This is a genomic window from Streptomyces sp. NPDC002520, from assembly GCF_053595235.1.
This window is the reverse complement of record NZ_JBSFXG010000001.1, coordinates 590,596-615,790: the sequence shown is the minus strand read 5'-3', so window position 1 is coordinate 615,790 and position 25,195 is coordinate 590,596. Positions and strand designations below refer to the sequence as shown.

The window sequence follows — 25,195 nt, the reverse complement described above, 5'->3', positions numbered from 1 at the left end:
CGACCCTAGGCACTCCGGCGAAAGTTCTCCATTCTCCCTGGTCAGCGCCCTGGTGGTCCGCGAGGCCCGTAAAGCTTCTGCTCCCGGTGCGGCTGGACGGTCCCTGCCCCCCGGCGAGCGTTTCATTCTCGACCGCATCGCCCTGCCCTTCATGTTCAGCGCCGGCGACGACCCCCGCCACTGAGGGGGGCGCCGGCGGGCGTTCGGATACGGAGCGGCAGCACCAAGATCAATCTCATCGGTGCCTGTCGGCTGATGAGCGTCGGCCGGGCCACATGTCGAGCGGTGCGGCTCCGAGCCGAAACCCAAGGTGTTCCCGGCAGCTACGCTCGCCGACCGGAGTGCGCGGGTGCACTGTGGAAGACGTGGGGTTCGAGCAGCGGCGTTCGGCGGGATTCGGGCGGCAATGGCGCTCAGGGCACACACTGCTGCTGATTCCACTGTCGCTGATCGCCTTGATCACCATTGTGGACATCCTGACTCCGAACGACATCGCGCTGGGCCCCCTGCTGGTGATCGCGCCTGCACTGACCGCGTGGTTCGAGGGCCCACGGGCAACGGCAGGCGTCGGGATGCTGGCCATGGCGGCGCAGACGCTCATCGGCTGGGAATCCGGCGCACTGGGGTCACGAAGAATGCTCGTGCCAGTAGCCGCCCTCGCAGTGCTCACTGCGCTTATCGTGTCGCTGTGCGTAGTCCGCGACCGGCGCACACGCCAGCTGGCGCAGGTCCGCTCCGTCGCCGAGGCTGCCCAACACGTCCTCCTGTGGCCGCTCCCGAGCCGACTCGGGCTGATGCACCTGGCCAGCGTCTACCTGGCCGCCGAGGAGGAAGCGGAAATCGGCGGCGACCTGTACGCCGCTGCCCGCACGCACAACAGCACCCGCATGATGATCGGTGACGTACGCGGCAAGGGTCTGCCCGCCATCGGCGAGGCGGCCCTCCTGCTGGGCGCGTTCCGGGAGGCTGCACGCCAGCACACCACCCTGTGCCAGCTTGCCGCCGCCCTGGAGCGGAGCGTTCTGCGCTACCTCGCCGACTTCGAGCCGGACGAGGAAGCCGGTGAACGCTTCGCCACCGCTCTTCTGCTGGAGATCCCCGACGACGAACCCATCGCCCAGGTGATCAGCTGTGGACACCCCGCACCCCTGATACTCGGCCCGGGCCACGCGGTGACCACTCCCGCCCTCAACCCCGCACCACCACTCGGCATCGGCCTGACCACGCCCGGAGACCACAACCTCGACCAGGTGCCCTTCGGGCCGGAAAACACTCTGCTCCTCTACACAGACGGCGTCATCGAAGCCCGCGATCACCACGGCACCTTCTACCCACTCGCCGAACGCAGCGCCCAATGGACCGACAAAGCCCCTGAGATCCTGCTTCACCACATCAGGCGCGACCTGCTCAGTCACACCAGTGGACGCCTCGGTGACGACGCCGCCCTCGTCGCCGTCCGCCGCGCGCCTACCAAGCACGTGGCCCGCCCCGGGCGCCCCACCATGCGCAGTCTGGTACACCCGGACTCCGAAGAGGAGTGACCGCGCAGAGGCAGCGCCCGGGCTGCCTGCCCAGGGTCGCCGTGAAGTTCAGCGCGCAGGCCGGGCGTGCCCGGCCCCACGGCAGAGGTCTTGCAGACGTCGTAACGCGGTCGTACGACAGCGCACCCGCCTGAAAAGGCGATGCCCTGTGGGATGAACCGGCAGTCGAGCGCTTCCGGAGTTGACGGCGGGAACCATCGGACCGGCTCATCGCTCAGGCCGCGTGACCCGGCGCGTTCTCCGGTTCGGCGACGTCCCTGCGGGTGACGGAGAGGTGGACGACCAGTGCGAGGATGACCGCCAGGAACAGAGAGCTGGTCACGACGGTGCCCAGGCCGAGGCCGCCGTCACCGGTGGGCTGAGAGAGGTAGTCGCCGATCGACGCACCCAGCGGGCGGGTCAGGATGTAGGCGATCCAGAAACTCCACGCCGCGTCCAGGTCCAGCTCGAAGTGCGCGATGGCCACCACGGCGATGGCCGCCGCGAAGAGGACGGCGGACAGCCAGTAGCCGAGGGCGATGCGCTCGGACACCAGGTCACCGGCCGCGGTGCCGAGGGCGAAGGTGAACAGGACCGCCGACCAGTAGAAGGATTCGCGGCTGGTGGTGTCGATGTGGTGGATGGACAGGGTCCGCTCGCGCCGGTACCAGACGGCGAACACGACCACGAGGACGATCGCGAAGACCGTGGTGCTCGTCTCCAGTGGCACGCCCACGTTGTCGGTGAGGTTGTCGCTGATCAGCGTGGCGACGACGCTGATCAGTGCCACCGCCGACCAGTACACGCCCGGCCGGTGGGCGTTGGAGCGGAACTGGACCACCAGGGCGACGGCCAGCAGGGCACTCATCAGGGCCGACACACCGGTGAGCCCGAGTCCCGCCTTCTCGTTCAGCAGGTCCGCCGCGGTCTCGCCGACCGTCGTGCACAGCACCTTGATGATCCAGAAGTGGACTGTGGCCTCGGGCACCTTGTTCCGACGCAGCCGGTCCCGAGAACCCGGGGGCCGACCAGCCTGCGGAACCAGTCTCTCAGACGCTTCATAGGTCACGTTGTCCGACCGTGCCACCGGGCACCTGAACGCATCCTGACTGCTGGCGCGCTTCCTGCACGGGACGCCCGACACCGACGGAGGCTGCGGGCTGGTCACCGCGATGATCCTCATCGTGACGATGCCCGTGGCGGCAGGCGCCACGGTGTGGACCGGCAAGGGCGACGGCGACCAGCCCACGATGGCCGGCCTGGTGCTCGCCTCCACCCTCCTCAGCCCGCTGACCACGCCCCTGGTGATCCAGCTCCTGGTCCCGCTGCTCAGCGGCGGCTACGCCGACTCACTCACCGCGCGCCTCCAGACCGCGGGCGACGGCCTCACCCTCGTCGGTGTGGTCCTGCCCTGCACCGCGGGCATCGTGATCCGGCTCGCCCTGCCTTCGTCGCTGCTCGGCCGGGTGCTGCGCGTCGTCGTACCCGTGGCGCTGGTCGGTTCGCTCGTCGTGACGTACGTCGACGCCGGCGCGCTCGGCTCGTTCATCGCCCAGCCGCGCCCGCTGCCACTCATCGCCGCGGTGACCGTGGCGACGTCGGTCCGCCTGCTGTCGTTCCTGCCGGGCCGGTGCGCGGGACGGCTGCTGCGGCTCGACCCGCCGGCCGCCTCCTCCCTCACCCTCGCCTGCGGCATGAACAACAGCAACGCCAGCGCTGTCCTGATCAGCGCGGCCCTCCCCGACAAACCGCACCTGCTGCTCCCCGGCCTCGCCTACGACCTGCTCCAGAAGACGGCCGCGAACCGTGTCGTACGATCCCGGGCACGACGCCCGGCGCACGCGCCGTCCCCGGGCTGACCGGAATCGCGGGCTGCCGCTGCTCACCCCGCTCCGTGCGACGTTCCCTCGGAGGGAACCGGGACGAGCAGGGTGAAGGTACTCGGAGCGCTGCCGGTCAGGGAGAGCCGGCCACCGAGGGCGATCGCCAGATCATGGGCGAGGGCGAGGCCGATGCCCGTTCCCCGCCCGCCACCACTGTGGCCTCGGTCGAACAACCGAGGCGCCGGGCCGTGTACCTCGCCCTCGTCCGTGACGTCGAAGGCGAGGGCGTCGTCGAGGTCACGTACGACCAGACGGACCGTGCCGCGGCCGTGGACACGGGCGTTGTCCAGCAGGATGTCGAGGATCTCCGTGACCGGACCGCCGGGCACAGGGACGCCGTCCGGCACGTCCCATGCGTGGCATTCGAAGCGCCGACCGACCTGAGCGAACGGGCCGTGCCAGCGTTCCTCCGTGGCACGCAGCACATGGCCTACGGGGCGCTCGGCCGCCCTGGGCCGGAGCGCCGCCCGGGATGTGGACAGGCGGAGCACCTCCTCCACCGTGTCGTGCAGCCGGCGGGTGGTGGCGAGGGCCTCGGTGAGAACGGGGCGCAGCCGGGCGTCGTCGTCCTGCTCCAGACCGGTCTCCAGCGTGAGCTGAAGACCGGCCAGGGGCGTACGCAGCTGATGGGAGGCGTTGGCCGCGAAGTCCCGCTCGTGTCGCAGGAGTTCGGACAGACTGTGCAGCATCTCGTTGTGGGTGCGGGCGACCTGGTCGATCTCGGCGATGCTGCTGGGGGCCGCCCGGGCGTTGAGGTGTCCTTCGGTGACGGCCCGGCAGTGCCGGGAGAGGTCCTCCAAGGGCGCGGTCAGGGCCCGTGCCTGACCGCGGGCGACGAGGACGGCGACGGTCAGCGCGACCACGGCCACGCCCAGCAGGGCCGCCCAGGTCAGCAAGACCCGGTCGCGTACGGCGGCGACCGGGGAGGACGCCCGTACGACACCGATCACCTGCTCGGCGTGCGAGACGGGCACGGCCACGACCAGGTCACCGCCCGACCGGGTCCGCACGGCCGCACCACCGAAAGCGTGGTGAACGGGGGAGTCGGCGGTCGCGGGTCCGCTGCCCGCGCGCAGCCGCGCCTGGGGGTCGTACAGGCCGAGGTGCCCGCCGGCCGGGGATGCGGGCAGTTCCACGGGGTCGCCGGTCACGTAGTCCGGGCTCACGCGGACGGCCGCGGCCAGAGCGGCCCGCTCCAGGGTGTCGCGCTGGTCGGCGTACAGGGCCGAGCGGATGGCCAGGGCCAGAGGGACGGCGAGAAGGACGACGGCGACCAGGGCGGCGACGACGGCGACTCGCACCACGCGCTGTCTCATGCCCTCATCATGCGGCCCGGTCGGCAGCCGGGACCACGCGCGCCACACGTTTTGCCGTCGTCTAACCGTCGGCGAGCAGGGCCTTAACCGGCCCGCCCCTAGCGTCGACGGTACGACCGTCCGGTCCGAGAGCTCCATATTGGAGGGCAGTGGGCATGGCAGCGCACGTACGGACGTCCGCATTTGTGGGCCTGGCGCTTGTCGCCGCGGTGACGGCGGGCTGTTCGGGACCTGGCTCGTCGGCTTCCAAGAGCCCTCCCCCGTCGGGCTCGGCATCGGGCTCGACGTCCTCGTCGGCCGGCGGCACGCAGAACAATCCGGCACCCACCGAGTCCAACCCGCCCGGTGACATCCCCGACAACCAGGTGTACGTCCCCTTCCACGCAACCGGTTTCACCGTGAAGGTCCCCGAGGGGTGGGCCCGGACCCAGCGCGACGGCACGACGGCCTTCACGGACAAGCTGAACACCGTACGGATCCAGACGGCTTCCGTACGCACCGCGCCCACGGTCGGCGATGTGACGAACACCGTCGTCCCGCAGCTGCGGGGACAAGTCCCGAGGTTCGCCGCGCCCAAGGTGTCCGAGGTGACCCGGCACTCCGGCCGCGTCGTCCTGCTGACCTACCAGGGGGACTCAGCGAAGGACCAGGTCACCGGCAAGGTCGTGCGGGACGCGTTCGAGCGGTACGCCTTCTACCGGTCCGGCCATGAGGTGGAGCTGACGTTGTCCGGGCCGGTCAACGCCGACAACGTCGACCCCTGGCGAATCATCAGCGACTCCTTCGCCTGGCGGTGACCCCCGTGACGAATGAAACGGTCCTCACCGCCCGTGAGCTGTACCGCTTCTACCGGGCCGGCGAGGAGGAGACGCTCGCCCTGCGCGGGGTGTCCCTGCGGGTGCGGGGCGGCGAGACGGTCGCGGTGGTCGGGCCGTCCGGGTCGGGCAAGTCGACCCTACTGACCTGTCTGGCCGGGCTCGACGAGCCCTCTGGCGGTGAGGTGCGCGTGGGCGGCGTACGGATCAGCCACCGGCCGGAAACCGAACGGGCGCGGCTGCGTGCCCGCCGCATCGGGGTGCTGCTGCAGACCCGCAATCTGCTGCCGCACCTGACCATTCGCGACAACATCCGGCTGGTTCAGCGTGCCGGGGCGGGCAAGCCCGCGGTCTCCGCGCAGGAGTTGCTCGGCCAGCTGGATCTCGCTGGGCGAGGCCATGCCCTGCCCCAGCAGCTGTCCGGTGGTGAACTGGCACGCGCCGGCCTGGCCGTCGCACTCGCCAACTCCCCCGACATCCTGCTGGCCGACGAGCCGACCGGCGAGCTGGACGGCGAGACGGAAGCGGTCGTCCTCGCACTGCTGCGCGACCGGGCCGCCCGGGGCTGCGCCGTGCTGATCGTCACCCACAGCGCGGCCGCTGTTCGCGTTGCCGACCGGGTCATCGGCCTGGAGGACGGAAGAACCGTCGCCGCTTCAACGGAGCTGGAGCGGCAGGAGGCCCCCGATGTCACCGGATGACCCGCTCGTCGTCTGCCGGGACGCGGCGCTCACGTTCGGCCAGGGCCCACAGGCGGTCGTGGCCGTGCACGGAGCCGATCTGGAGATCGGGGCCGGCGACCGGGTGGCCGTCGTCGGCCCGTCCGGGTCGGGGAAGAGTTCGCTGCTGCACCTGCTGGCGGGGCTGGAACAGCCCACCAGCGGCACCGTCACCCGGGCCGAGTCCCTGGACTCCTACGGGATCGGGCTGATCTTCCAGGGCGACAGCCTGATCCCCGCCCTGAGCGTGGCCGAGAACGCCGCCCTGCCCTTGATCCTCGCCGACCGGCCCGAACCCGAGGCCCGCGAAGCCGCCCTCGCCGCGCTCGCCCTGGTGGACGCGGCCGACCTCGCAGACCGGCTGCCCGAGGAGATCTCCGGCGGCCAGGCCCAGCGCGTGGCCGCCGCCCGGGTCCTGGCCCAGGCGCCGCGCCTGATCCTCGCCGACGAGCCGACCGGCCGTCTCGATCATGCCACCGGCACGCGCGTGCTGGACGCCCTGCTCACGGCCGCAGACCACACAGGCGCGGCCCTTGTCGTCACCACCCACGACCCCGCCGTCGCCGCACGCCTGACGGTCCAGCGCACCATGCGCGACGGCCGGCTGCTCGCACCCGAGGAGGTTCCGTGATCACCGTCTGGGCCCGCGGTCTGGCCCGCCATCGCACCGGGCGGCTGCTGGCCGCCCTGACCGGGATCGCACTCGCGGTCGCGCTCGTCGCCGCGCTCGGTTCCTTCCTCACCGCTTCGAAAGCGACCATGACCCAGCGCGCCCTGCGCTCCGTCTCCGTCGACTGGCAGGTCCAGGTCCAGCCCGGAGCCGACCCGAACACCGTGCTGTCCCTGGTGCGGAACACGCCCGCCACCCGGTCCGCCCTCCCGGTCGGGTACGCCCGTACCGCCGGCTTCACGGCTCGTGTGCAGGGCAGCACCCAGACCACCGGTCCCGGTGTGGCGCTCGGCCTGCCCGACGGCTACCGCACCCTGTTCCCCGACGCGATCCGCACCCTGTCCGGCGCCTCCACCGGTGTCCTGCTGGCCCAGCAGACCGCCTCGAACCTGCATGCCGCCCCCGGCGACACCGTCACCGTCCGGCTGCCGGGCGCCGGAAATCACCGAGTGAAGGTGGACGGCGTGGTCGACCTGCCGCAGGCCGACTCCCTCTTCCAGACGGTCGGCGCCCCCAGCCAGTCACAACCGACCGCGCCCCCGGACAACGTCGTCCTCCTGCCCGCCGCCCAGTTCGCCGCCCTCACGCACGGCTCCACCGGTACGACCACCCAGATCCACGTCGCCCGCGACACCACGCGCCTGCCCTCCGACCCGGCCGCCGCCTACACCGCCGTCACCCGGGCCGCCCACAACCTGGAGGCGCGCGCGGCCGGCACCACACTCGTCGGCGACAACGTCGGCGCCGCCCTCGACTCCGCCCGCCAGGACGCCCTGTACGCCCAGATCCTCTTCCTCTTCCTCGGCGTCCCCGGCGCGGTCCTGGCCGCCGCACTGACCGTCGCCGTCGCCTCCGCCGGGAGCGAGCGACGCCGACAGGAACAGGGACTGCTGCGCCTGCGCGGCCTGCGCCCCGGCCAGATCATCCGCCTCGCCGGTCTGGAAGCGGCGCTGATCGGCCTGCTCGGCGGCCTGGCGGGACTGGGGGTGGCCGCGCTGACCGGGCGCCTCGCCTTCGGCAGCGCGTCCTTCGGGACCGGCGCCGGCACCTGGGGAGTCTGGTACGGCATCGCCTTCGTCCTCGGCGCCGCCGTGGCCACCGGCGCCGTCCTCGTCCCCACGCTGCGCGACCTGCGCACGGTGACCGTCGCCGAGACCCGCAAGGAATCCGGCACCTCCGGCACCCGCGCCCCCTGGTGGGCGCGCTACGGCCTGGACTTCGCCCTGCTGACCGGCTCCTGGCTGGTCTTCCGCGCCTCCTCCGGCAACCAGTACGCCCTGGTCCTCGCCCCCGAGGGCGTGCCCAGCATCTCCGTGTCGTACTGGGCGTTCCTCGGCCCCGCACTGCTGTGGCTCGGCGCCGCTCTGCTCCTGTGGCGTCTCACGCTGGTGGCCCTCACCCACGGCCGCCCCGCCCTCGCCCGGCTGGCCCGACCACTTACCGCGAACCTCGCCGGCACCACCGCCGCCACCCTCTCCCGGCGCCGCCGCCCGCTCGCCCGCTCGGTGGTGCTGCTCGCCCTCGCCGTGTCCTTCGCTCTCTCCACAGCCGTCTTCAACGCCACCTACAAGCAGCAGGCCGAGGTCGACGCCCGGCTGACCAACGGCGCCGACGTCACCGTCACCGAACCACCCGGCGCCCATGTCCCGCCGAGCGGGGCGGACACGCTGAAGATCTCCGGCGTCCAGCACGTCGAACCGCTCCAGCACCGCTTCGCCTACGTCGGCTCGGACCTCCAGGACCTCTACGGCGTCCGCCCCGACACCATCGCGCAGGCAACCTCCCTCCAGGACGCCTACTTCGCGGGCGGCACCGCCCAGCAGCTCATGCGGCGCCTCGCCGAGCGCCCCGACAATCTGCTGGTCAGCGCCGAGACCGTCAACGACTTCCAGCTCTCCCCCGGTGACACCGTCAACCTGCGCATCCAGGACGCCCGCACCAAGATCCTGCGCACCGTTCCCTTCCACTACGCCGGCATCGTCAAGGAGTTCCCCACCGCCCCCAAGGACAGCTTCTTCGTCGCCAACGCCTCCTACATCGCCAAGACCACCGGCAGCGACGCGGTGGGCGCCTTCCTCCTCGACACCGGCGGCACCCACCAGCAGCAGACCGCCGCACAACTGCGGGCCAAGCTCGGCACCGCCGCCACCGTCACCGACCTCACCCAGACCCGTGGCACCGTCGGTACCAGCCTGACCTCGGTCGATCTGGCCGGCCTCACCCGCATCGAGCTGGTCTTCGCCGTCCTGCTGGCCGCCGGCGCAGGCGGACTCGTCCTCGCCCTCGGGCTCGCCGAACGCCGCCGCACCTTCGCCATCGCCACCGTCCTCGGCGCCCGCACCGGCCAACTGCGCGGCATGGTCCTCACCGAAGCCCTGCTCCTGGCCGTCACCGGGCTGGCCGGAGGCATCCTCATCGGCTGGGCTCTGTCGGAGATGCTGGTCAAGGTCCTCACCGGCGTGTTCGACCCACCCCCCGCCACCCTGGCCGTGCCCGGCGCCTACCTCGCCCTGACCGCGCTGGCCGCTCTGATCGCCGTGCTGGCGGCGGCCCTCAACGGGATCCGCCGGGCCCGGCGCCCCGCCATCGAGGAACTGCGCGACCTGTGAGTCAGCACGCGACGACCGACGTGTCTACCCTGTCGGCCATGGGCACGCCCGCCGCACCCGACAACGGCCGCTTCCGGGTCCTCGTCGTCGAGGACGACGACGTCATCGGCCACCACCTCCAGACCGGCCTGCAAGGCAACGGCTACACCACCACCTGGAGCCGCACCGGTACCGCCGCCCTTACCGAAGCAAGCCACGCCCCCTACGACGCCCTGCTCCTGGACCTCGGCCTGCCCGACATGGACGGCCTGGACGTCGCCCGCACCCTGCGCGGCCGCTTCCGGGACCTGCTGATCGTCATCCTCACCGCCCGCACCGACGACATCGACATCATCGCCGGACTGGACGCCGGCGCCGACGACTACCTCGTCAAACCCTTCAGCCTCACGGTCCTGCTGGCCCGCCTCCGCGCCCACCTGCGCCGCCAGTCCGTCACCACGGTCGCCGACCAGCCCATCCGCCTCGGCGACCTCGTCATCGACTCCGCAGCACGCCGCTGCCACCTGCACGACACGGAACTCCCCCTGCGCCTGAAGGAGTTCGAACTGCTCGCCCTCCTCGCCCGACACGTGGGCGAGGCCGTCTCCCGCGAGACCCTCATGGCCGAGATCTGGGACGAGAACTGGTTCGGCTCCACCAAGACCCTCGACGTCACCATGGCCGCCCTGCGCCGTCGCCTCACCGACGCCGCCGAGGCACACCCCGCCCCCAGCCGCTTGCCTCGCATCACCACGCTCAGAGGACACGGCTACCGCCTGGATCCGTGACCCACTTCGTTCACCGGCCTCCCGCGGTTCCGAGCCGCACCCTCACCCTGTTCCTCCCGGGCGACCGCGAGGACACCACGTCGATGACCGAATGAGCGCGGGCGCCGCACCGGTGACGGGCTTTACTCCCCGCGGCCCTGACGCTCGTGACCGACACAGCAGAAGCCCGGCCGATGCCGATGCTCTCCCGGCGGCACCGCACTGACGGTACCGAAGCGCGTCGAGCACCGCGCCCACTGTGCGCTGTCGACCATGTGATCACTGTCGGATGCGGCGTTGGCCAGGCTGGTACAACAAACGGTCAGCAGCAGGCCCCCCACCACGAAGGGCAGGCTCCGGCGTGCGGGAGGCGGAGCCAGCAGGGCCCGCACCCGCTGCGGCACAGCCCCACCAGTCACAGCCAGAGCCGGGGGACGCGACGCGCCGGCCGACGCCAAGGCGGCACGTCCGACGGCATGAGCGACGACCCTTCGGTCTCCAACACGCTCGGCGGCCTCCTCGTCCGCCCAGCGTTCCAGGACGTAACCGCCGGCGACGACCAGCGGCCGCAGCAACGGGTTCAAAGCCGCCGTCAGCCGCCAGACGCTCTGGAACAGGTGGTGCCGGCCCCGCAGATGTGCCCGCTCATGCATAAGGAGGGCCTCGCGCTCGTCGTCGCCGAGGCAGCGCAGCATTCCCCGCGAAACCACGACCCGTCCCGGTGCACCGGGCAGCGCGAAGGCCAACGGGGTGTCATCGTCCACCACGACCAACTCGGTCTCCCCTGGCAGGTCGGCGCACTCCCGCCGCGCCAGTACGAGGTGGCGGACCTGCCGTATGGCGGCAACGACCAGCGAGACGAGTCCGACGGCCAGCACCAGGGCGCTGCTGGCCGCGACGACGCGGTACACCGGGTCCTCGGCGCGCAGCGCGGCAACGGACCAACGGCCCTCGGCGGCGATTTGCGGTACCTGGGCCACTCCGGTGAAAGCCAGCAGGGCGAGTGCCCCCGCCCAGCCGATCGCCGTCACGAGCGCGGCGCAGGCCAGAGCCCAGGCGGCGGGACGCGGGGGCAGCCTGCGCGCCAGCCCGGGCCCGAACACGGCGAGCAGAGCCGTGACGACGAACGGGACGTAGACGCTGATCAGCATCGGCTCACCGCTTTCCGCGGGAGCGTTCACCCTCGGCACGCAGGCCGTCCCCGGACAACAACTGCTGCAGCATTTGTTCGTCCCGCGCCGACAGTTCGGAGACGAAGCGGGCCAGCACCGCCTCACGGTCGGAACCGCCTTCCAACAGCGAGTGCATGCGGTGGGCGGTGTGGGACGCCTCGTCGCGAGCCGGCTCGTAGGCGTAGCCGCGGCCCTCGCGATGCCGGACGAGCACGCCCTTGCCGTACAGCCGGGACAGGATCGTCAGGACAGTCGTATAGGCCAGGTTGCCGGGCAGTCGCTCCTGTACCTGACGTGCGGTCGACGGGGCATCGGCAGCCCAGAGCACGGCGAGCACATCGCTCTCCAGTTCACCGCGGGCCCGCTTGCCCGCCGCTTCCGTGGCCTCCTCGTCCCTTCGGTCCGTCACCGTCCACCTTCCTTCGCCATGAGTCCGCACAGCTTACCCGGCCACCAACTACGAGTTGTAGAAGGTATGCTCCAGGCTTCAACTCACGGACTACTACAAGTCGTAGAGCTCCGTCGCTCCCTTCATGTGCGGAGGAACAGCCCATGCCCCACGCCGCAAGCACGATGACCGGACCCGCCTTTGCGGGCGCCATTCCGCAGCAGCGGGCCACGTCGCGCGGCGCGGGCGGGGTCGCGGTCGTCTCGGCGAGCGTCGGAGCCGGTCACGACGGTGCCGCCACCGAGCTGGAGCGCCGCCTCACCGCGGACGGCTTCGCCGTCGACCGCTACGACCTGATGGATCTGTTGCCCGCCGGACTCGGCCGGGCCGTCCGGGACGGCTACCACCGCATGCTCGTCATGGCCCCCTGGGCCTACCAGCGGATCTACACCGGCACCCAGCGCGCGGGCGGCAGCGGCCCGGTGGCACGGGCCCTGCTGCGCAGCTCCGAGGACCACGTGCTGCGCGCGCTGCGCCCGGACGTCGGGGCGGTCGTCTCCACCTACCCGGGAGCCAGCCGGGTGCTGGGCAATCTACGTCTGAAGGGGCGCCTGACCATCCCCGTCGTCACCTACCTGACCGACTTTTCGGTGCATCCGCTGTGGGTGGCACACGGTGTGGACGTCCACCTCGCCGCCCACGCGGTACCCGCCGGCCAGGCTCGAACCGCCGGCGCCAGGGACGTACGGGTGTGCGGACCGGTCACCGACCCGCGCTTCCGCCCTTGCGACGCCGAGCAGCGGGCCCGTGCCCGGGCGTCGTTCGGGTTGCCCGTGCACGTGCCGCTCGCCCTTCTGGTCGCGGGGTCCTGGGGTGTCGGCCCGGTCCGCAAGGTGGCCCTCGAGCTGCGTGACTGCGGGGCCGCCGTCCCGGTCGTGGTCTGCGGCCGGAACGAGGCCCTGGCCGAGCAATTGCGTGCGGACGGGATCGAGTACGCCTTCGGCTGGGTCGACGACATGCCCGGCCTGATGCGCGCCGCGGACGTCCTCGTCCAGAACGCCGGCGGCCTCACCTCCCTGGAGGCGTTCGCCTCGGGCCTGCCCGTCGCCAGCTACCGCTGCATACCGGGACACGGGCTGACCAACGCGGCCGCCCTGGACGAGGCTGGCGCGGCCGTCTGGATCCAGGACCCGGCCGACCTCAAGGCAGTGCTGTGCGACCTGATCGACGGTCAGCTCGGAGCCCGGCAGCGGGCAACGGGCCTCGCCCTCTTCGCCCAGACCCAGGACTCCGGCCCGGCGGCCGAGATAGCGCGCGTTCACCGATCAGGACTACGGGGCCGGAGCCAGAATCCCTCGCCGCCCCACCGTCGTGCTCCGCGCCGTCTCGCAGCCACCGCCGCGGTGGCGTTCACCGTCTGGGCCTGCGCCGTCGGCACGGGGATGGCGACAACGTACGACACCTCGAACCTCCTGCACACCATCGACCACGACCTCCGTCTCGGCAGTCTCACGCAACACCACGCCCCTCACACAGCACAGGACCACTCGTGAACGCCGCCCGGACACTCCGCTCGGCCGCCGCTGTGGCCCTGCCCGCACTGATCGCCGCCCATGCCGCACCCGTGGTCTCCACCTTCGGGCCGCTGCGCAACCGCACCATGCCGCGTCTGTCCGGCCACGGCCACGCGGGCCACGTCGCCCTCACCTTCGACGACGGACCCGACCCGCTGTCCACCCCGTTCTTCCTGCGCCTCCTCGACCGGCGCGGGGTGTGCGCCACCTTCTTCCTGCTGGGCAGCGAAGCCCACCGCTCCCCCGGCGTGGTGCGCGAGATCGCCGCGGCCGGCCACGAGATCGGCGTCCACGGCTGGCGGCACCGGCCGCTACTGCTGCGCGGCCCGCGCGCGACGTATGACGACTTCGCCCGCGCCCGCGACACGGTTGCCGACATCACCGGCACCCGTCCTACGCTCTTCCGGCCGCCTTACGGCGTCATGTCCACCGCCGCTCACGTGGCGACCCGGCGCCTCGGGCTCACCCCCGTGCTGTGGACCTGCTGGGGCGAGGACTGGACGGCGCGGGCCACACCCGAGTCGGTCCACCGGACGGTGACCGCGGACCTCGACGGCGGTGGCACGATCCTGCTGCACGACTCGGACCGCACCTCGGCCCCCGGCGCCTGGCGTTCGGCCCTGGGCGCGCTCCCCCGCATCCTCGACACCAGCGCGGAGCGGGGTTACGAGGTCGGCCCGCTGCGCGAGCACGGATGGCAGCTGTCGGCCACGACCCGTGGGGAGCGCACCGCGGCGAACGATCGTCTACCTTCACGTAGACCGTCGACTCCGGTGTAGTCGTTCACGCCTGTCCGCCCACCGCCGTCACATCGCTCCCAGAGAAGGGCTTCGGCCGCTTGCCCCCACCACTGCACCTCGCGTCGCAGCTCGCCGTGAACGTGCTCGACGCCAAGTCGCTCCTGTACGCCTTCGGCGTGCTGGGCGTCGGCTTGGTGATGTTCGCCGATACAGGGCTGCTCATCGGCTTCTTCCTGCCCGGGGACTCGCTGCTGTTCACAGGTCGTCGGCGGGCTGGTGTGGAGCCTCGGCCTCACGCTCGGCGGATACGGGCTGGGTTCCTCGATCCCGAACGTCGACCGCTATTTGCTGCCACTGGTCGCTTCGATCGTCGTCGTGTCCACATCGCGAGCTGAAGCAACACCCCGGAGAATGACCTTGACGACCAACAATAATCAGTGGGCTTCGCTTCTCACGGGCTCGATGCGGAGAACTCCCTCGCGCAAGCCGATGGTCGTCGACCGGACGGCACCACGCCCGGCGGTGTGGACGGCCGGAGCCGGTGTCGCACTGTTCGCTCTGGTCGGCGCGAGCGCGCCCAACCACAACACGCTCAAGGTACCGATCACCTGGCTCCTGCTGCCTGCCATGTCCGACACCGTCTCCCAGACGGTCACGATCGCCGCGATCGTGTTGTCGTGCTGGGGCGTGCTGGGCATGCTCAAGGCCCATGAGCGGGGCTGGAGACCCGATGCCCGGCTCCTGTTCCGGCTCGGCGCGCTCACCGCGCTGGCCATTGCCAACCTCACCCCGGTCGGCTCTTCCGACATGGCCAGCTACGCCGCCTACGGCCGTATCGCCGCGCTCGGCGGTGACCCGTACGTGACGACTCCCGCCCGGCTGGGCGGCGCGTACGCCCAGCTGGTGAGCGAGGCGTGGCGGAACACACCTTCCGTGTACGGGCCGGTGGCGACGTGGTGGCAGGGCGCTGCGGCGTTCGTCGGCCAGGAGCGGCCGTGGCTGACGGTATGGGCGCTGATGCTCGCGAACGCCGCCGTCTTCGTGGGTACTGGGTACCTGTTGCTGCGTACTGCCGACGATCCGGTCCGGGCGGGATTGCTGTGGAGTGTCAACCCTCTGCTGATCGGCGTGCTGGTCGCGGGCGGGCACCTGGACACCCTCGTCGCGGGCCTTGCCGTCTGCGCGATCCACCTCGCCCGCAGGTCGACTCGATGGCACCACGAACTGATCGTGGGAGTACTGGTCGGCCTCGCCTGCGGCGTGAAGGTCAGCGCCGGCCTGCTGGGCGTCGGACTGGCCTGGCCGCTGCTGCGTTCAGGCGCCTGGCGACCGGTCGCCCGGCAGGCATGCGCGGCCGCGCTGACCCTGGCCGCGTTGTACGGGGCGTACGGCACGCACGCACTCGCACCGCTCTCCGCGGCCTCCCAAATGGTCTCGATCCCCTCTATGTGGGCGGTGTTCGATCAGTTCGGTGACGCCGTTCTGGGCCCTCGCGCAACGACGGCGTTCGTCAGTGTGCTGTGGCCGGTGGTGATGCTCGCGCTGGCGTGGGCGCTTCGCCGCCGCGCCGCTGCGGACGCCCCCTCTGTCATCGCCCTGCCGTTCGCGCTGGCACTCGCCTGGGTCCTCGCGGCACCGTGGTCGATGCCGTGGTACACGGCTCTCGCCTGGGCCTTGGCGGCCCTGTTCAGCCAGAGACGCCCGACTCAGTACCTCACCGTGGCCACCGCCGTCCTGGCCCTGTCCCACAACAGCGGCGGCCACGGCTGGTCATGGTGAGAGAGACCATGCCGGGCCGGTCGCCGAGGTGTTCGGCCGTACGGAAGAGGGCGGTCAAGGCGGCCCAGGCTGCGGTCCGTTCTGCCTCGCCGAGCCTGTCGTGCGCGGCGCCGAGGCGATGTTCGCGAACCTGAGGACAGACTCCCGGCCCGGCGCGGCTGGTGTCGGTGAAGGTGACGGCCGCGGGCGGCGGTCGGTGGGGGCGACCTCGCGGGTGACGAGCCCGGTGGCGAGCAGTCGGTCGATCAGGCCGCTGGCGGTGAACGGTGCCAGGCACCGGCGGGAGGCAAGGTCAGAGACACGGACCGGAGAGTGCTCGGCAAGGGTCTCAACAGCTCGACCTGGGGCATGGGCAGGCCCTCCCTCGGTAGTCGAGGCGCGCAGGGCCCTGTGCAGCGGATCGCCACTTTTATGCCGCGTCGAGCACCGCGCACCGAGCCCAGCCCCGAACGCGGAGACCCCCGTCGGCGCCAGCCGACGGGGGTACTCACCTCTCACGTGCTATCGCAGGCGCTCTCACACGCCTCTCGCCGACTGCGTCGACTCCCTTGGACCGGGATGCCCTGACCTGGAACTACGCACCCGTCCTGGACTGGCTTGGACGTCTATGGACGGCCGTTACGACCTGTGCCATGTGGGACCGTATGACTCAGAGCGGGTGGCCACCCCTCTGCGACCACGGCCGGCCGATTGCTGCCCTGCGCCAGCAGCGCGAGAGCTGCAGCTTCCATCCCGAAGGTGCCCTGGAGCGTCGGACGGGTCGTGAACATACGGCCTCTCACCTCGCTGTTTACGTGTGCCGGCCCGGACGATGGGCTCTCAGGACAGGTCCTGGGGAGAATCTGGGGAGTTTGCGCCAGGGACATCCTCCCGCTCCCCCAGAAGGCTATCGATCGCCCTGCGCCCCTTCTTCCCTGCCTCCGGCATGAAGTGGGCGTAGTGGTCGAGGGTGATGGTCGGCGACGAGTGCCCCAACCACTTGGCGAGCGTCACGACCGACTCGCCTGCCTCGAGGACTAGGTGTTGCGGGACATGACGTTGATGACACATGCCGGCAGCTGTGAAACCGATGTGCCTCGACGGGCATCGGTCGGGTACCGTGCGGGCCATGTCGAGTCCTGAGTCGGACAAGGTAGGGGCTTTCGGTCACGCCGTCAGCCCCCTGAACCGCTGAGTTCGTAGTCCTGCTGTCTCGCCGCGTTCTGCGGCCGGACGAGTGCGCCCCTGGGGGCTGACCCCGGTGACGAGATGACCTTCTCGTGCTTCTCCTCACATCGGAGCCACTCGATGCCTCTCCCCCTGTATCTGCTTGCCGCGGCGGTCTTCGCCATGGGCACTTCGGAATTCATGCTCGCCGGCCTCTTGCCGGACATCGCCTCGGACCTCGACGTGACAGTCGGGACAGCAGGCATGCTCACCTCGGCTTTCGCTATCGGAATGATCGTCGGTGCCCCGCTTATGGCCGGGCTTGCCCGCAACTTGCCTGGACGGTCCAGCCTTCTTGGGTTCGTCCTCGTGTTCTTGGCAGCCCACGTCGTGGGCGCTGCCACCTCGAGCTTCCCGGTCCTGGCTGTGACCCGGGGGGTCGCAGCGCTCGCGTACGCGGGGTTCCTCGCCGTAGCGTTGACGACTGCCACCACGCTGGTCTCGCCCGACAAGAAGGGACGCGCGCTCGCCGTGCTGCTGTCGGGCACCACGGTGGCCACGGTCGCCGGGGTCCCAGGGGGATCGGTGCTCGGCACACTGTTCGGCTGGCGGGCCACTTTCTGGGCCGTCGCTGCTCTCTGCCTGCTCGCAGCTGTCGGCATCGTCAAAGGGATCTCAGCGCGACGTGTGCAGCACGATGCTGCTGACGGGCCGGCCTTGCGATCGGAACTTGCGCAGCTCAAAAGGCCGCGGTTGCTCCTGATCATGCTGCTCGGCGCCACGGTGAACGCGGCAACCTTCGCCAGCTTCACCTTCCTCGCCCCCGTCGTGACCGACACCGCCGGGCTGGGCGAGCTGTGGATCTCCGTCGCCCTGGTGCTCTTCGGTGCCGGTTCCCTCGCCGGGGTCACCGTCGCCGGCCGGTTGTCCGACCAGCACCCCGGCCCGGTCATCGCGGTCGGCGGTCCGCTACTACTCATCGGCTGGCCGGCCCTGGCCGTGCTGGCCGACAGGCCGGCCGCTCTGCTCGCCCTCGTGTTCGTCCAGGGCGCGCTGTCGTTCGCGCTGGGCAGCACGCTGATCACGCGGGTCCTCTACGAGGCGGCAGCAGCGCCCACCATGGCCGGCTCCTACGCGACCGCCGCACTCAACGTGGGCGCCGCCGTCGGACCCCTCATCGCCGCGACGACCCTCAGCACGGCAGCCGGGGACCTCGGGCCGCTCTGGGCAAGCGGAGTCCTCGTCCTGGTCGCGATGCTCGTCGCGTTCCCCTTGCGCAGTGTGATCGCAGCGGGTCGGAGCAGCGAGGTGCTCCAGTGACGCACGCGAACGCCCCGTTGAGCGTCGAGGGACGACGAAGGCTCGTCGAACGCTGCCGCACCCGGCCGATCGCCCACATCGCCGCCGAGGCCGGCGTCTCCCGAGCTTGCCTGTCCAAGTGGAAGAACCGGCCACGACAAGTACGGCGAGACGGGGCTGCTTGACCGGTCCAGCGTCCCGCACTCCTCACCGACCCAGACCCCGCCCGAGACCGCCGTGGCCGCGGCTCGCGGGCCCGGGCCCGCACGGAGGGCCAGCCCTGACTCGCCCAGCCCCACGGCCCGCCGTACCCGCGCAGGTGCGACGGGCCGTTGCCGTCTGATTGCTCCGGCAGCACTGCGAAACCCAGGCGATGCCACCCAGTCACACATGACGGGCATTCACATGGACATGGATTTCATTTCCATCTACGGTGGAGCGTGCCGACCCGGCACAAGCCATAGGGGGTGATGCGCCATGGGCGGCCGGACGACCCGACAACGCAAGGCGGTCACGCGGGCACTCGCGGGCTGCCAAGACTTCGTGTCGACCCAGGAGTTGTACGCCCTTCTGGTGGCCGGCGACCACGCGATCGGCCTGACCACCGTCTACCACGCCCTGCGCGAGCTGGAGACGGACGGCGGTGTGGACGTCGTACGCGACGAGACCGGCGGGCGGCTCTACCGGCTGCGTCCGGCCGACGGACACCGCCACTACCTGATGTGCCGCGACTGCGGTCGCAGCCGGCCGGTGGACTCCGAGGTCGTCGAGGAGTGGGCGGGCCGGATCGCCGCCGCGACCGGCTTCACCGCGGTGGAGCACACCGTCGAACTCACCGGCGTCCGCGCCGACTGTCCGGCCCGCACAGACGGAGGCCGGCCGTCCGGGCACGAAGGAGGAAAGCCGCCATGCCGCTGGGATCGTGGCCCGGGCCTCCAGGGCCCAGTCCACAGCTGCGCGAGCTGAAGGAGACCGTGCGTGCCCTGCTCGGTCTCGACGACGACACCGCCGTCCTGATCCGCCAGCTCGCCTGCACCGAACCGGGCTGCCCGCCGTTGGAAACCGTCATCGTCGTGTTGCCGATGGAGGGCGACGCCCGCCGCTGGACGCTGCACCGCGCCGCCGACCAGATCGCTGAGGACGACCTGCGCGACGCTCTCCGCGCCACACCCGAACAGCACGACCAGGAGACTGAATTGACCTCCCCGGAACCCGCCGAACCCCGCGATGAGCGGGTGCCCGTCACCGTCCTGACCGGCTTCCTCGGCTCCGGCAAGACCTCCCTCCTCAACCGCATCCTCACCGAGAACCCCGCCTCGCCTTCGACGACACCGGCTTCTGGCTGGCCGCCGACGGCGCACCCGACGTGACCGTCTGGGACTTCTCCGGCAAGGGCCCGGAGGGCACCGCACCGCGCTCGCTCCGCTGCCACGAGACGGTGACCGCGCTGGCCTGGCGGCCGGGCGCGGCCGGGCATCTGGCCAGCGGCGGCGCCGACGGCACCGTAGCCCTGTGGCACGCCGCGCGGGTACCTCGTACACACGATGAAGAGAAGAACGCGCGCGTAGCGCCGAGGGCTGCGACGCCGGGGCGAATGTCGCCGACGACATGCACGTGGCCTTGCGTCTGGGACGGCGCTGCGTACCAACTGGTCTCCTGCCGTGCGAGGCCACCGTGGGAAGGGAACGGCGAGATACCGGCGGCACCGCAGTGACGTCCCGTCCCCGGCGCCGGGCACACGGCTGCTCGGCCGTGCGCGTCGCCGGACAGGTGTCCTTGACCATGCGCACGGCCCCGATGCGTCCTGTCGCTCTTCTCAGGTTGGGCCCCGGGCGCGACCTGTCCCGGTTCCTGTCGACCGGACTGTCCTGGCGGACGGCGCCCAAGCCCTTCTCCCTTGGAGATTGGCGCGGGCGGTCGAGGCGGCGTGAACGGTGCCCGGCCGGATCTCAGAGCGCATTCCTCACCTGAACAGCCCAACGTCGGGTCGGCTGCACTGGGCCGGATGCCGCACCGATACGGGGCGCTTCTGGCTGGGCAGCGGACTCACCAATGTACTGGGAACGCCTGGCATGGACGGGTCTGCGCTTTCGGACGGCGGCCATCCGGGTGACTATGGCCGCGTGGCGGGCCGAGCGATCCATCCCACCTGAAATGACGCCGACCGTATGTCTGCCCGGACCCCCGCCCTGCGTGCCCGTTTCGGCACCCGCGGTGGTCACCGCGCCACAGGGCAAGCCGTACAGGGAGGCGATCATGGTCTTGTGCCTGCTTGTTCCGGTACTGATGCTCGGGCTGTTGATCGGTATGGATCTGTTCGAGGAGCGCCTCTTCCGCACAAGGCCATCGCCGCCAAGCTCCCTGTCGAACCCTGAGACCGCCGAAGCCGCAATCCTGGTCGTCCCGGAGTTGCCACCACGCAGCCGCCCGGAGAACACTCGAGCGCCAAGCGACTGACGCCCAGCCGTCCAGTCGGTTCCGGAGACACAGCCCGGCTCCGAGTTGCGAACAGACACTGAGCGTGACCACCGTCGCGCGACGGCAGCCCGGTCAGATCGAGGGCCGGGGAGGAGCACGCCGGTACGACGGAGCCCACGTGTTCGGTGCCGCGGGCCGGACTGGGGAGCTGGGCCGTTCGTCGTCTCGTTCCGCGTCCTCGTGGGACTCTTCGCCATGTCCCGTGAGCAGGTTCCTCGCGGGCGGGGGCGGCCCGGTGGCCTCCACGTGGGCCGGACGCAGGAGTTGGTCACCGAGCCGGTAGCCGGGTCGCAGGATCTCCGTGCAGATCAGCCGGTCGGCGTCCGGGGAGACGTGATGGACCACGGCCTCGTGGCGGGCGGGATCGAAGGGGTCGCCCTCCTGGCCGAACGCCTCCAGCCCCAGGGACCCCAGCTGGGTCCGGAGGGTGTCCGTGATGTCCTTCAGCCCCGGGGTCATGGGCTCGTGCGCGCACGTGCGGTCGACGGCGTCCAGGACCGGCAGGAGGACGCGCAGGACGTTGGCCGCGGCGATCTGACGTACGGCCATGCGGTCGCGGCGCACCCGCTTGCGGTAGTTGTCGTACTCTGCCTTCACCCGCTGCAGGTCCTCCGTGCGTTCCCGAAGCAGCCGCTGCAGCTCGGTGGGGTCCGTGTTCAGTGGCCGGCCGTTGTCCATCGTCAGCCCGCCTCCCCCTTCTCGTCGTCGACGATCTCGGCGTCCACCACCTCGTCGTCCGATCCCGAGGCGCCCGGAGCCTGCCCACCCGCGGGCTGCTCGGTGCGCGACCGCTCGTACAGTGCCGTGCCGATCTTCTGCGCCGCCTGTGCCGCCCGGTCCATGGCCTGGCGGACGGCCGCGGTGTCGTCGCCCTTGAGCTTCTCCTTCAGGTCGGCCACCGCCGCCTCGGTCTCGGTCTTGGCGTCGGCCGGGATCTTGTCGGGGTTGTCCTTGATGAGCTTTTCCGTCGAGTAGACGAGCTGCTCGGCCTGGTTGCGGGTCTCCGCAGCCTCCCGGCGCCGGCGGTCCTCCTCCGCGTGCTGCTCGGCCTCCCGCACCATGCGGTCGATGTCGTCCTTCGGGAGCGCCGAGCCGCCGGTGACGGTCATCTTCTGCTCCTTGCCGGTGCCCAGGTCCTTCGCGGAGACGTGCATGATGCCGTTCGCGTCGATGTCGAAGGCCACCTCGATCTGCGGCACACCGCGTGGCGCGGGTGGCAGACCTGCGAGTTCGAACATGCCGAGCTTCTTGTTGTAGGCGGCGATGTCGCGTTCACCCTGGTAGACCTGGATCTGCACCGATGGCTGGTTGTCCTCGGCCGTGGTGAAGATCTCCGAACGCTTGGTCGGGATGGTCGTGTTGCGCTCGATCAGCTTGGTCATGATGCCGCCCTTGGTCTCGATACCCAGGGACAGCGGGGTGACGTCGAGCAGCAGGACGTCCTTGACCTCGCCCTTGAGGACACCGGCCTGCAGGCTGGCGCCCACGGCGACGACCTCGTCCGGGTTGACGCCCTTGTGCGGGTCCTTTCCGGTCAGCTCCCTGACCAGGTCGGTCACCGCCGGCATCCGCGTCGAACCGCCAACGAGGATCACGTGGTCGATGTCGGACACCTTGATCCCGGCATCCTTGATCGCGTTGTGGAACGGCCCCTTGCAACGCTCCAGCAGGTCGGACGTCAGCTGCTGGAACTGGGCGCGGGTCAGCTTCTCGTCCAGGTGGAGCGGACCCTCGGCGGAGGCGGTGATGTAGGGCAGGTTGATGTTGGTCTCCGACGAGCTGGACAGCTCGATCTTCGCCTTCTCCGCCGCCTCACGCAGCCGCTGAACGGCCATCTTGTCCTTGGACAGGTCGACGCCGTAGCCGTTCTTGAACTGCTTGACCAGGTGATCCACGATCCGCTGGTCCCAGTCGTCACCTCCCAGGTGCGTGTCGCCGTTGGTGGCCTTCACCTCGATGACGCCCTCTCCCATCTCCAGCAACGACACGTCGAAGGTGCCGCCGCCCAGGTCGAAGACGAGCACCGTCTGATCGTTCTCCTTGTCCAGCCCGTAGGCCAGTGCAGCCGCCGTCGGCTCGTTGATGATCCGCAGCACGTTCAGGCCCGCGATCTCACCGGCCTCCTTCGTCGCCTGCCGCTGTGAGTCGTCGAAGTAGGCCGGTACCGTGACGACGGCATCGGTGACGTCCTCCGCGAGATACGCCTCGGCGTCCCGCTTCAGTTTCTGCAGCACCCGCGCGGAAATCTCCTGCGCGGTGTACCGCTTGCCGTCGATGTCACCGTGATCCGGGAACCGCCACGCATGGTCCCCCATGTGCCGCTTGACCGAGCGGGCGGTGCGCTCCACGTTGGTCACCGCCTGCCGCTTGGCGACCTCGCCCACGAGAACGTCGCCGTTCTTGGCGAACGCCACGACCGACGGCGTGGTCCGTCCTCCCTCCGTGTTGGTGATGACGGTGGGCTCGCCGCCCTCCAGGACCGAGACCACCGAGTTCGTCGTACCGAGGTCGATACCCACCGGACGTGCCATCTGGAATCACCCTCCTCTTCCCTGCCCTGCCTGCCAGGGCCCTCGTTCACCTGTGGGGTTCCCATCGGACCGGACCCGCGCGCAACGGCGGTTCGGGGGCTGTGGTGCCGAGTACGACGACGAACCTGCGGGGCGGCCGAGGCGGTGCCGGAGCCTGAGGGGACTCGGCCGGGCCGCGGTACGTCCGCTCGTACGTCTGGTCATAGGCCGCGCGCCGGATGGGATCGCGCAGCGTCTCGTACGCCGAGCGCAGCTGCCCGAACCGTTCCGCCGTGCGGGCATCCACCCGGGTGTCGGGGCGCAGCTCCCGCACCTGACGCCGGAAGGCGGAGATGATCACCTCGACCGTGGCCGAGGGCTCCACCCCCAGCACCGCATACAGGTCCGGCACCTCCATCCAGGCCACCTCCTCGACCGCTGTGAGCTGCGGGTTCGGACCAACCTGCCTATAAGTATGGATAAAACTTGAGTTCCCTCTTGTCAAGCCTGACGGGACGAGGTACAGGGATTGTCGACGACACTCCGGGCCCCCGGAGCCCGGATCGGCGAACTGCCAACGAACCGGTTCCCACCAGCGGAAGCTGGCCGGTCACGGCACGCCAGCAGCGCACCACCGGCTCCCCGAACAGCTCATAGACACTCGAACGGTCACGCGCGACGGACACCACCGCGAGGATGTCGGTGGTCACCGCGATGGCGACTATCACCGCCCGTCCGTTCCACGCCTTCGGCCGGAGTCTCCCGCGCGCCCGCTCGGTGGCACTGCTGTGATCATCGGATTCGGCCGGGATCCGGAAGACCCCCGGCCGGGGCGCGCAGGGCCTGGGACCCCATGGGCTTCCCCCTGGGGCCACTCCTCGGCACCCCGAAGCCACAGGCGAGCGGCCCTCTGCTGGGATCTTCCCAGCCTCTCCCCGTGGGGAGCGGCTGGGGAGCCCAGGTCAGCGACCCGCCCCCGGGACCTCCACGCCAAAGGCGCCCTGGAGGGTGGGGCGGGTCGTGAACATGCGGCTCTCACCTCGCTGTCGGCCAGGACGCGCGTGCGCTTGATCGTCGAACAGACTATCGACCGGTGTCCGGTGCGCGCTGCCCCGTCTCGCCGGCCACGGGGCGTCCATGGATGGCGACACCGGCCGCACCGCACCTGCGGCACGCGCTGCACGAATGTGTGGCGCCCCCCGGGCACAGCGCTCCGTCGGGCCGCATTCGCCTCAGGGGTAGAATTTTCAGGGGTAAGGGACCTCTACCTGGGTGAACGGGGGCCGGGATGGCGGAGCGGAAGACGACGGCGGAGCGGGACGCCGTCGCGATGGTCATCGAGGACTGGGCGCGGGAGCGCCCCGAACTGGACACCACTCCGCTGGAGGTCCTGGCCCGGCTGCACCGCTCGTTCCTGCGCTACAGCACCCGCCTCACCACGTCCATCGAGCGCCACGGACTGTCCGTGGCCGGCTTCGACGTGCTGACCGCCCTGCGCCGGTCGGGTGCGCCGTACCGGCTGACCGCGGGCCAGCTCGCCGACTCGGGGCTGGTGTCCTCCGCCGGGGTCACGCTGCGCATCGACCGGCTGGAGAAGGACGGGCTGATCGTGCGCGAGCGGGACGCCGAGGACCGCCGTGTCGTGTACTCGCGGCTCACGGACAAGGGCCTCGCCAAGGTGGACGAGGTGTTCGCCGAGCACCTCGACAACGAGCGCCGGATGCTCGGCGAGCTGTCCCCGGCCGAGCGCCGCCAGCTCGCCCGGCTGCTGCGCAAGCTGGAGCACTCCATCCTCGCCTCGGACGAGGATCTTCCCCTCTGACGAGGATCT

Annotated in this window: 22 protein-coding genes and 3 pseudogenes; 16 read left to right on the top strand and 9 right to left on the bottom strand. The window is 70.8% G+C overall.

Going from position 1 to position 25,195, the window contains the following annotated elements:
• Positions 1-365: 365 nt before the first annotated feature.
• Positions 366-1,541 carry a PP2C family protein-serine/threonine phosphatase gene (locus ACWD5D_RS02535; RefSeq protein ID WP_451370912.1) on the top strand — a complete coding sequence of 392 codons (1,176 nt, stop codon included), beginning with the start codon at positions 366-368 and terminating at the stop codon, positions 1,539-1,541.
• Positions 1,542-1,755: 214 nt separating this feature from the next.
• On the opposite strand, the gene ACWD5D_RS02530 is transcribed toward ACWD5D_RS02535, so the two are convergent.
• Complete coding sequence (locus tag ACWD5D_RS02530) at positions 1,756-2,589, bottom strand: COG4705 family protein (protein ID WP_451370911.1); 834 nt, start codon at positions 2,587-2,589, stop codon at positions 1,756-1,758.
• A 40-nt stretch (positions 2,590-2,629) separates the two neighbouring features.
• Between ACWD5D_RS02530 and ACWD5D_RS02525 the strand changes: the two genes are divergently transcribed.
• Positions 2,630-3,379 carry a hypothetical protein gene (locus tag ACWD5D_RS02525; RefSeq protein WP_451371022.1) on the top strand — a complete coding sequence of 250 codons (750 nt, stop codon included), beginning with the start codon at positions 2,630-2,632 and terminating at the stop codon, positions 3,377-3,379.
• 23 nt (positions 3,380-3,402) lie between these two features.
• On the opposite strand, the gene ACWD5D_RS02520 is transcribed toward ACWD5D_RS02525, so the two are convergent.
• On the bottom strand, positions 3,403-4,719 hold the full coding sequence (locus ACWD5D_RS02520) for a HAMP domain-containing sensor histidine kinase (RefSeq protein WP_451370910.1): 1,317 nt from the start codon (positions 4,717-4,719) through the stop codon (positions 3,403-3,405).
• Between the two features lie 155 nt (positions 4,720-4,874).
• Here ACWD5D_RS02520 and ACWD5D_RS02515 point away from each other — a divergent pair, with 155 nt between their 5' ends.
• The 5 genes from ACWD5D_RS02515 to ACWD5D_RS02495 are packed head-to-tail and all read left to right on the top strand — an operon-like array spanning position 4,875 to position 10,299.
• Positions 4,875-5,516: a hypothetical protein gene (locus ACWD5D_RS02515; protein WP_451370909.1), complete on the top strand. Its 642-nt coding sequence runs from the start codon at positions 4,875-4,877 to the stop codon at positions 5,514-5,516.
• 5 nt (positions 5,517-5,521) lie between these two features.
• Complete coding sequence (locus tag ACWD5D_RS02510) at positions 5,522-6,235, top strand: ABC transporter ATP-binding protein (RefSeq protein ID WP_451370908.1); 714 nt, start codon at positions 5,522-5,524, stop codon at positions 6,233-6,235.
• Complete coding sequence (locus tag ACWD5D_RS02505) at positions 6,222-6,884, top strand: ABC transporter ATP-binding protein (protein WP_451370907.1); 663 nt, start codon at positions 6,222-6,224, stop codon at positions 6,882-6,884. Before ACWD5D_RS02510 ends, ACWD5D_RS02505 begins: the two co-directional genes overlap by 14 nt.
• The gene (locus ACWD5D_RS02500; protein ID WP_451370906.1) at positions 6,881-9,532 is read left to right on the top strand and encodes an FtsX-like permease family protein; all 2,652 of its coding nucleotides are present in this window, start codon (positions 6,881-6,883) and stop codon (positions 9,530-9,532) included. Before ACWD5D_RS02505 ends, ACWD5D_RS02500 begins: the two co-directional genes overlap by 4 nt.
• A 38-nt stretch (positions 9,533-9,570) precedes the next feature.
• Positions 9,571-10,299 carry a response regulator transcription factor gene (locus ACWD5D_RS02495; protein WP_451370905.1) on the top strand — a complete coding sequence of 243 codons (729 nt, stop codon included), beginning with the start codon at positions 9,571-9,573 and terminating at the stop codon, positions 10,297-10,299.
• Between the two features lie 122 nt (positions 10,300-10,421).
• Here the strand turns inward: ACWD5D_RS02495 and ACWD5D_RS02490 are convergent, their stop codons facing one another.
• Together ACWD5D_RS02490 and ACWD5D_RS02485 are read right to left on the bottom strand one after the other, a co-directional pair.
• Positions 10,422-11,429: a M56 family metallopeptidase gene (locus tag ACWD5D_RS02490; RefSeq protein ID WP_451370904.1), complete on the bottom strand. Its 1,008-nt coding sequence runs from the start codon at positions 11,427-11,429 to the stop codon at positions 10,422-10,424.
• A gap of 4 nt (positions 11,430-11,433) precedes the next feature.
• Positions 11,434-11,859 (bottom strand): BlaI/MecI/CopY family transcriptional regulator, encoded by a 426-nt coding sequence (locus tag ACWD5D_RS02485; RefSeq protein WP_451370903.1) that lies wholly within the window; start codon positions 11,857-11,859, stop codon positions 11,434-11,436.
• A 143-nt stretch (positions 11,860-12,002) separates the two neighbouring features.
• Between ACWD5D_RS02485 and ACWD5D_RS02480 the strand changes: the two genes are divergently transcribed.
• The 4 genes and pseudogenes from ACWD5D_RS02480 to ACWD5D_RS02465 all read left to right on the top strand — a co-directional run bounded on the left by ACWD5D_RS02480 (position 12,003) and on the right by ACWD5D_RS02465 (position 15,931).
• Positions 12,003-13,391, top strand: a complete 1,389-nt coding sequence (locus ACWD5D_RS02480; RefSeq protein ID WP_451370902.1) for an MGDG synthase family glycosyltransferase — start codon at positions 12,003-12,005, stop codon at positions 13,389-13,391.
• Positions 13,388-14,191, top strand: a complete 804-nt coding sequence (locus ACWD5D_RS02475; RefSeq protein ID WP_451370901.1) for a polysaccharide deacetylase family protein — start codon at positions 13,388-13,390, stop codon at positions 14,189-14,191. The genes ACWD5D_RS02480 and ACWD5D_RS02475 overlap by 4 nt, the downstream gene beginning before the upstream one ends.
• Positions 14,192-14,250: 59 nt before the next feature.
• Positions 14,251-14,533: pseudogene (locus ACWD5D_RS02470) on the top strand (hypothetical protein); the annotation flags it as partial.
• A gap of 81 nt (positions 14,534-14,614) precedes the next feature.
• Positions 14,615-15,931, top strand: a complete 1,317-nt coding sequence (locus ACWD5D_RS02465) for a hypothetical protein (RefSeq protein WP_451371028.1) — start codon at positions 14,615-14,617, stop codon at positions 15,929-15,931.
• Positions 15,932-15,985: 54 nt separating this feature from the next.
• Here the strand turns inward: ACWD5D_RS02465 and ACWD5D_RS02460 are convergent, their stop codons facing one another.
• Together ACWD5D_RS02460 and ACWD5D_RS02455 are read right to left on the bottom strand one after the other, a co-directional pair.
• Complete coding sequence (locus ACWD5D_RS02460; protein ID WP_451370900.1) at positions 15,986-16,429, bottom strand: MarR family transcriptional regulator; 444 nt, start codon at positions 16,427-16,429, stop codon at positions 15,986-15,988.
• 321 nt (positions 16,430-16,750) lie between these two features.
• A pseudogene (locus tag ACWD5D_RS02455) lies at positions 16,751-16,948 on the bottom strand (site-specific integrase); the annotation flags it as partial.
• A gap of 270 nt (positions 16,949-17,218) precedes the next feature.
• Here ACWD5D_RS02455 and ACWD5D_RS02450 point away from each other — a divergent pair.
• From ACWD5D_RS02450 to ACWD5D_RS02435, 4 genes and pseudogenes are all read left to right on the top strand, one after another.
• Positions 17,219-18,397: a Cmx/CmrA family chloramphenicol efflux MFS transporter gene (locus tag ACWD5D_RS02450; protein WP_451370899.1), complete on the top strand. Its 1,179-nt coding sequence runs from the start codon at positions 17,219-17,221 to the stop codon at positions 18,395-18,397.
• Positions 18,394-18,610 (top strand): annotated as a pseudogene (locus ACWD5D_RS02445) (leucine zipper domain-containing protein); the annotation flags it as partial. The gene ACWD5D_RS02450 and the pseudogene ACWD5D_RS02445, both read left to right, overlap by 4 nt.
• A 243-nt stretch (positions 18,611-18,853) precedes the next feature.
• Positions 18,854-19,342 carry a Fur family transcriptional regulator gene (locus ACWD5D_RS02440; protein ID WP_451370898.1) on the top strand — a complete coding sequence of 163 codons (489 nt, stop codon included), beginning with the start codon at positions 18,854-18,856 and terminating at the stop codon, positions 19,340-19,342.
• Entirely contained in the window at positions 19,285-19,746 is a 462-nt protein-coding gene (locus ACWD5D_RS02435) for a GTP-binding protein (RefSeq protein ID WP_451370897.1), read from the top strand. Before ACWD5D_RS02440 ends, ACWD5D_RS02435 begins: the two co-directional genes overlap by 58 nt.
• Before the next feature lie 1,180 nt (positions 19,747-20,926).
• Here the strand turns inward: ACWD5D_RS02435 and grpE are convergent.
• Genes grpE through ACWD5D_RS02420 form a run of 3 tightly spaced genes read right to left on the bottom strand, consistent with a single transcriptional unit; the run spans position 20,927 to position 23,782 of the window.
• Positions 20,927-21,532 (bottom strand): nucleotide exchange factor GrpE, encoded by a 606-nt coding sequence (gene grpE, locus ACWD5D_RS02430; protein WP_451370896.1) that lies wholly within the window; start codon positions 21,530-21,532, stop codon positions 20,927-20,929.
• Between the two features lie 2 nt (positions 21,533-21,534).
• Entirely contained in the window at positions 21,535-23,385 is a 1,851-nt protein-coding gene (gene dnaK / locus ACWD5D_RS02425; RefSeq protein WP_451370895.1) for a molecular chaperone DnaK, read from the bottom strand.
• A 46-nt stretch (positions 23,386-23,431) separates the two neighbouring features.
• Positions 23,432-23,782 carry a J domain-containing protein gene (locus ACWD5D_RS02420; RefSeq protein ID WP_451370894.1) on the bottom strand — a complete coding sequence of 117 codons (351 nt, stop codon included), beginning with the start codon at positions 23,780-23,782 and terminating at the stop codon, positions 23,432-23,434.
• Positions 23,783-24,652: 870 nt separating this feature from the next.
• On the opposite strand from ACWD5D_RS02420, the gene ACWD5D_RS02415 reads away from it, so the two are divergent.
• A complete protein-coding gene (locus ACWD5D_RS02415) occupies positions 24,653-25,186 on the top strand; it encodes a MarR family winged helix-turn-helix transcriptional regulator (RefSeq protein WP_451370893.1) in 534 nt (177 codons plus the stop codon).
• Positions 25,187-25,195: the final 9 nt, after the last annotated feature.